Raw genomic sequence first — 6223 nt, 5'->3', positions numbered from 1 at the left:
ACCGCTTTGCGGTCGACCTCTCCCCAGCGGGGAGAGGTGAAGTAAGAAAGATCGTCGCTTACGCCGCCTTGGCGAGCGTCGCCTTGGTCTCGGCAAAGGCCCAGTCGATCCACTGCGTCAGGATCTCGACGTCCTTTGCCTCGACGGTCGCACCACACCAGATGCGCAGGCCGGCCGGCGCATCGCGGTAATGCGCGAAGTCGAAGCCGGCATTCTCTTTCTCGACCAGTGCGACCAGCTTCTTGGCAAAGTCGGCCTGAGCATCGGGCGAGAGCGCGGTGATGGCCGGATCGACCACCTTCATGCACACCGAGGTGTTGGAGCGGATCGCCGGATCAGCCGCGAGGAAATCCACCCACGGCGTCTTCTTCTGCCAATCCGACAGAACCTTGGTGTTGGCATCGGCACGCGCGATCAGCCCCTTGAGGCCACCGGCCGACTTGGCCCAATCCAGCGCATCGAGATAGTCCTCGACGCACAGCATCGATGGCGTGTTGATGGTCTCGCCGACAAAAATGCCTTCGTTCAGCTTGCCACCCTTGGTCATGCGGAAGATTTTTGGCAGCGGCCACGGCGGCGTGTAGCTCTCGAGACGCGCCACGGCGCGCGGCGAGAGAACCAGCATGCCATGCGCGGCTTCGCCGCCCAGCGCCTTCTGCCAGGAGAAGGTGACGACATCGAGCTTCGCCCAATCCAGCGGCTGCGCGAAAGCGGCCGAGGTGGCGTCGCAGATGGTCAGGCCTTCACGGTCGGCCTTGATCCAGTCCGCATTCGGCACGCGCACGCCAGAGGTCGTACCATTCCAGGTGAAGACGACGTCCGAATTCTGATCGACCTTGGAGAGATCGGGAATCTCGCCATAGCCGGCATGCAGCTTCACGACATCCTTGAGTTTGAGCTCCTTGACGATGTCCGAAACCCAGCCCTCGCCAAAAGATTCCCACGCAATCGTGGTGACCGGGCGCGGCCCGAGCAGCGACCACAGCGCCATCTCGACGGCGCCCGTGTCCGAGGCCGGCACGATACCGATGCGATAGTCGGCGGGCACCTCAAGCACGTCGCGCGTCAGATCGATCGCGAGCTTGAGCTTGTTCTTGCCGATTTTCGCACGATGCGAGCGGCCAAGAGCGGCGTCCTTAAGTTTTTCGGGGGTCCAGCCGGGGCGCTTGGCGCAGGGGCCGGAAGAGAAATGCGGCACGGCAGGCCGCGAAGCGGGCTTCGCTACAGTCATCGTCTATCCTTCCAGATAGTAAGCCTCCCGTTGGGGGGAGGTGTCCCGCATCCGCAAATATGGGAAAGGCCCCGAAGCGTCAAGCGACTTCGGGGCCTTCACGGGTGATTGATGATGCGCTCAGACAGTGCTCTCGGCTGATCCCCTGCACGTATCGTCATGCGTGCAGGATGCCGTACCGGCCTCACCTTCGTCGGGCGGTGATTCCGGCGGCGCCAAAGGCGCTTCCTCCAGCAATTCCTGAGCATCGATGACAAGCTGCGCAGCCCTGCGCCGGCTGCCCATTTTCATCACGCTCTGGTCATCGACCTTCACGACGTAGTCGGCGCCGACCTTCTCAATGGAGTAATTTTTCATGCTTCATTCCAACGCCCCAGACGTAGATAAATACGTCGCTACGTCCGGGCCGTTCCGAAACAAACCCCGTCAGGGCCGCGCTGGTTTATGCCGCATTAACCCGATCACAGAACCGCGCCGTCGCATGATACCAACTGCTGCAAGACATCCTTGTTAGGCGGACGATCACACGGAAAAGAGCAGCAATTGCGTTGCTGCTCTTTCGTTTCCGCTTTCGTGATGATCACCAGACGAACGATTGCGCTATTGCCCAACCTTGCCGGGGAAGCCCGGCGCGCTCGGATTATCCCCAGGTAGACCGCTCGGTGACGCGCCAGTGCCGATGGTGCCCGGTACCGTGGTGTTCGGCGCACCCGGCTGACTCCGCCCACCACCCATTCCGGTGGTACCGATTCCCGGAGAAACCGTCGCGGCGCCCGGCGCCGACGATACCCCACCGCTGCCCGGTGATGGCTGTGGTGCGACCGGGGTATCGATGATGCTGGACGAGCCAGCAGTGCCGCCATTGACGCCGACTCCCTGCGCCGATGCGGCAGAGGTTACGCAGACCAGAACGACAGCGGTTGCAGATAGAGCGAGTGGAAGACGTATTCTCATGGATGGCTCCCATCATGATTGACGAAGAGCCAACGACGCCGACCATGCCGCGTTCCGTGTCGCACGGCATGGTGAACTCTGCGCGCCATCCAGCGTCAGAACTTGTAGCCGAGGCCTGCCCGCACGGTGTTGATCGACGTGTCCACCTGAGATGTGAAGCGGACATATTCCCACTCGCCGCGCAGGAACAAGCCGCCGACGATCGCCATATCGAAACCGAGACCGGCGGTGTAGCCATAAATCAGATGACTATACTTGCCGTCCTCGAGCGAGCGGCTGAGCTGCCGCCCCAGCAGACTAGCTGGCGTCGTGGACCCCGGCCCTGCGGTAACGAAATCGCCGACAAACGCGGTACGCACGATATCGGCCTGGCCTAGCGCGAGGCCACCGAACGCATAGGGAAGAAAGTTGCCGAACGCATAGCCCGCACGGGCGCGAAACGTACCCATATCGCTGATAGCAATAGAGCTCGATGCGCGCGATGTGACCGAATGATAGTTGTTGTCGGAGAGCAGGCTGTAGCGCGCCATTTCACCGGACGACGTGCCGCCAAACTTGCCGTGAACGTAGCTCATCTCCAGGCCGATGACGATATCGTCCCACTGCGAGTTGTAGCCCGCGAACCCGCCATACACTTCGGAGTGTCCGGACTGATTGGAGAAACTGAGCGGCCATGAGGTGACGCCCGTCTCGCTGCCAACCAGCGTGTTGGCGACGATGCTCGACGTCAGGTCGGAATTGGAGCCGCCGAATTTGGTATCGCCGGAGCCATAGCCGGCCTGTGCACCAATGTAGAAACCGTCCCACATGCGCCGCGGCGCAACCGGTTCATCCTGAAACGAACCTCGGAGGAACGGGAGATCGGCGGCCTGCGCGGCCTGCCCGAAACAGAGAGCGGCAACGGCGATCAGAAAGCTACGCATCACGAAATTCCTCAACTCACCAACTGAGTTGATCATCCCCGGTTAACCTTAACCGTTGGTTGCCATCATACCGCCCACGCAAAACAAAACGGCGCGGGATGATCCCGCGCCGTTAAGCAGTATTAAGTCGAAGCGACGTCGAAGGACGCTTAGCCCTTGCGGATCAGCGGGGGCGGCGGCGGCGCGTAGGCCGGCGCAGCATCCAGATTCCAGCGCACGCCGAGGCGAACATCCTGCGAGGTCAGGTCGCGGTACTGGAACGACGACTGGCCAGCATTGGTGCCGTCATATGAACGACCGACGCCGTGAACCGCGGTGCCCATGTTGAGATAGCGATAGGCCAGTTCAACCGTGAAGTTGTTGTTGACCTTGTAGGCCAGACCAGCGTGGGCAGCCCAGGCAAGGTTGGTCTTCGACGCGCCATCGGCGAAATAGGTACCCGGCGCGCCGTTGGCGAGGCTGGTATCCATGATGCCGGTTGTGGTCACATTGGCGAAGCCGACGCCGGCGCCGACGAACGGTGTCACGCACCACCAGGTGCCGAGATCGACGTAAGCGTTCACGAGGCCGACCCAGCTCTTGTAGCCGCCATCGAACGTGTTGCTCTGGAAGCCACCCGGATTGTAGGTGATGAAATCCGAGCCGCTGAACTTGACCTTGCCGCGATACTCGCCGGTGATATCAGCGCGGAACCAATTGTTGAACTGATAGCCGACACCGACGCCATAAGATACGCCGCTAGCGAAGCCCTGCCCGTTGCGCTGGACAACTGCGGTCGCCGGCAGCGTGCCGTAGAGGTCGCTGTGGAGCGACTTGAGGTTGGTGTTGGTCATCCCGATATCGCCGCGCAGATACCAGCCGCCGAAATCCTCGACCGGCGGGGGCGCGTACATCTGGGGCGGAGGAGCAATTGCCATGTCGGCGGCGAAAACAGCGGTCGACATCAGAGAAGCCGCACCTGCGGCCAAAATAAATTTCACGCTACGCATTGGCTTCATCCTTGTTGGGCCAGAGAGGCAAACAAACGAGGCCTCTCACTCGGAAACTCACAAACGGACGATGACACCAATGTCTTAAGCGGCACTTAACCCTAACAATTAAGGTTGATAATTGATGACGGTAAAATGCACGACCTTCATCATCCGCCACGCGAGCGCCCAAACTCCTAACGCCGATTTACGATTGTGTAGTTCCAGACAAGCAAAAACGCCGCGCATGAGCGCGGCGTTTTCGATCTCTTAACTATCTAGACGTGGCTGGCGATCAGGCCGCCGCCGCGTGGCCCAATGCATGCACGATCGTATCAACGACCTCTTCCACCATCTCGCGATCGTCGCCCTCGCCCATCACGCGGATCACCGGCTCTGTGCCCGACGGACGGATCAACAAGCGGCCATGGCCGTTGAGGCGCTGCTCGGCAGCGGCGATGGTGGACTTCACTCCCGCATCGTCGAGCGGCTTGCCACTGCGATAGCGCACATTCTTGAGGATCTGCGGCAGCGGATCGAACAGGTGGCAGACTTCCGACACCGGGCGACCAAGCTTCTGCACCACGGCCAGCACCTGCAGCGCCGCAACGAAGCCGTCACCCGTCGTCGCATAATCGGACATGATGATATGGCCCGAGGGCTCGCCGCCAACATTGTAGCCATGCTGCAGCATCTGCTCGAGCACGTAGCGATCGCCGACCGCGGTGCGGATCAGTTCGATGCCATGGCCCTGCAGAAAGCGTTCGAGACCGAGATTGGACATCACGGTGGAGACGATGCCTGGCTTGGCGAGGCGCCCGTCATCCTTCCAGCTCTGCGCGATGACGGCGAGCAACTGATCGCCGTCCACCACATGGCCGCGCTCGTCGACGATGATGACACGATCGGCGTCGCCGTCCAGCGCGATACCAATATCGGCTCGCATCTCGCGCACCTTGCGGCTCAGCGCTTCCGGCGCGGTCGAGCCGCATTCCTTGTTGATGTTGAAGCCATCCGGCTCGACCCCAATGGAGATGACGTCGGCGCCCAGTTCCCACAGCGCCTCCGGCACGACCTTGTAGGCCGCGCCATTGGCGCAATCGACGACGACGCGCAGCCCTTCGAGGCTGATGTCGCGCGGCAGCGTGCGCTTGGCGAATTCGATATAGCGGTCATGCACGCCATCGATACGGCGGGCGCGACCGAGGCTGGCGCTCTGCGAGAGCTTGCGATCGAGGTTTTCGTCGAGCAATTCCTCAATCTGCTTCTCGACATCGTCGGAGAGCTTGAAGCCGAGCGGGCCGAACAGCTTGATGCCATTGTCCTCGAATAGATTGTGCGACGCCGAAATCATCACGCCGAGATCGGCGCGCATCGACTTCGTGATCATCGCCACCGCCGGTGTCGGCATCGGGCCGACCAGCAGCACATCCATGCCCACCGAGGTGAAACCCGCCACCATGGCATTCTCGATCATGTAACCGGACAAGCGTGTATCCTTGCCGATCACCACCCGGTGGCGATGATCGCCGCGCTGGAACACGATGCCGGCAGCCTGCCCCACCTTCAGCGCCAGCTCCGGCGTGATCAGCCCATTGGCACGCCCGCGAATGCCATCCGTTCCGAAATATTTGCGGCTCATGGTAACCCCCCGTCACGCCTGCCCGTCGCAGGCGCCAATTCTCCGTCCAGGCGACTCGCGTGCGCGCATCGCCTCATATGTGACGGACTTATAAGCCCGCACTGGCTAAATTCCCTTCAAGAAATGTGATGAATCATTACCGGCGCCGGCAATTGCCAGCAATAGGTAACATACTGATCACAATAAGCTAAATCGGCTCATCGGCCATCCGGCGCAAGGGAACCGGAGGTCTTATCGACTGCGCTTGATGTGACCATCGGCCTTTGAATGGGCCGGCTGGGTCACGCTGACGGGATCCGAGCCAGGAAAAGTCTCCTCCAGTCCCTCTTCAAGGGCCTGCTCCAATTGCTGCTTCTCGGCGGCAGCCGCGGCCTTGTCATGCGACTTGCTGCTGTCGTGCGATTTCGAACGCGTCATGGCTGTCCCTCGGGATTCGACGACATGATGATGACAAGAAGGATGTGGCGGAACATCCAACCATGCTAGATGACCGTCCAACAAGAAA

At 61.0% G+C, this 6223-nt stretch carries 7 protein-coding genes; all 7 read right to left on the bottom strand.

Annotation, left to right across the window (positions count from 1 at the left end; all coding sequences use genetic code 11):
- Positions 1 to 58: 58 nt before the first annotated feature.
- The 7 genes from ACIQ2A_RS13300 to ACIQ2A_RS13270 all read right to left on the bottom strand — a co-directional run bounded on the left by ACIQ2A_RS13300 (position 59) and on the right by ACIQ2A_RS13270 (position 6135).
- Entirely contained in the window at positions 59 to 1231 is a 1173-nt protein-coding gene (locus ACIQ2A_RS13300) for a phosphoserine transaminase (RefSeq protein WP_398479799.1), read from the bottom strand.
- Positions 1232 to 1351: 120 nt separating this feature from the next.
- Positions 1352 to 1588 carry a hypothetical protein gene (locus tag ACIQ2A_RS13295; protein ID WP_398479797.1) on the bottom strand — a complete coding sequence of 79 codons (237 nt, stop codon included), beginning with the start codon at positions 1586 to 1588 and terminating at the stop codon, positions 1352 to 1354.
- 243 nt (positions 1589 to 1831) lie between these two features.
- Complete coding sequence (locus tag ACIQ2A_RS13290; RefSeq protein ID WP_398479795.1) at positions 1832 to 2185, bottom strand: hypothetical protein; 354 nt, start codon at positions 2183 to 2185, stop codon at positions 1832 to 1834.
- Positions 2186 to 2280: 95 nt separating this feature from the next.
- A complete protein-coding gene (locus ACIQ2A_RS13285) occupies positions 2281 to 3108 on the bottom strand; it encodes an outer membrane protein (RefSeq protein WP_398479793.1) in 828 nt (275 codons plus the stop codon).
- Positions 3109 to 3257: 149 nt separating this feature from the next.
- Positions 3258 to 4097 carry an outer membrane protein gene (locus ACIQ2A_RS13280; protein WP_398479791.1) on the bottom strand — a complete coding sequence of 280 codons (840 nt, stop codon included), beginning with the start codon at positions 4095 to 4097 and terminating at the stop codon, positions 3258 to 3260.
- Positions 4098 to 4371: 274 nt separating this feature from the next.
- Positions 4372 to 5718 (bottom strand): phosphoglucosamine mutase, encoded by a 1347-nt coding sequence (gene glmM, locus ACIQ2A_RS13275; RefSeq protein ID WP_398479789.1) that lies wholly within the window; start codon positions 5716 to 5718, stop codon positions 4372 to 4374.
- 231 nt (positions 5719 to 5949) lie between these two features.
- Positions 5950 to 6135 carry a hypothetical protein gene (locus tag ACIQ2A_RS13270; RefSeq protein WP_398479787.1) on the bottom strand — a complete coding sequence of 62 codons (186 nt, stop codon included), beginning with the start codon at positions 6133 to 6135 and terminating at the stop codon, positions 5950 to 5952.
- Between the last annotated feature and the right edge of the window lie 88 nt (positions 6136 to 6223).

This window comes from Tardiphaga sp. (genome assembly GCF_044336785.1).
Classification (GTDB): domain Bacteria; phylum Pseudomonadota; class Alphaproteobacteria; order Rhizobiales; family Xanthobacteraceae; genus Tardiphaga.
This window is presented reverse-complemented; position numbering and strand designations above follow the sequence as displayed.

Excerpts from the sequence above, each read along its gene's own strand:
- ACIQ2A_RS13300 (WP_398479799.1), bottom strand. The coding sequence starts at position 1,231 with ATGACTGTAGCGAAGCCCGCTTCGCGGCCTGCCGTGCCGCATTTCTCT.
- ACIQ2A_RS13295 (WP_398479797.1), bottom strand. The coding sequence starts at position 1,588 with ATGAAAAATTACTCCATTGAGAAGGTCGGCGCCGACTACGTCGTGAAG.
- ACIQ2A_RS13290 (WP_398479795.1), bottom strand. The coding sequence starts at position 2,185 with ATGAGAATACGTCTTCCACTCGCTCTATCTGCAACCGCTGTCGTTCTG.
- ACIQ2A_RS13285 (WP_398479793.1), bottom strand. The coding sequence starts at position 3,108 with ATGCGTAGCTTTCTGATCGCCGTTGCCGCTCTCTGTTTCGGGCAGGCC.
- ACIQ2A_RS13280 (WP_398479791.1), bottom strand. The coding sequence starts at position 4,097 with ATGCGTAGCGTGAAATTTATTTTGGCCGCAGGTGCGGCTTCTCTGATG.
- glmM (WP_398479789.1), bottom strand. The coding sequence starts at position 5,718 with ATGAGCCGCAAATATTTCGGAACGGATGGCATTCGCGGGCGTGCCAAT.
- ACIQ2A_RS13270 (WP_398479787.1), bottom strand. The coding sequence starts at position 6,135 with ATGACGCGTTCGAAATCGCACGACAGCAGCAAGTCGCATGACAAGGCC.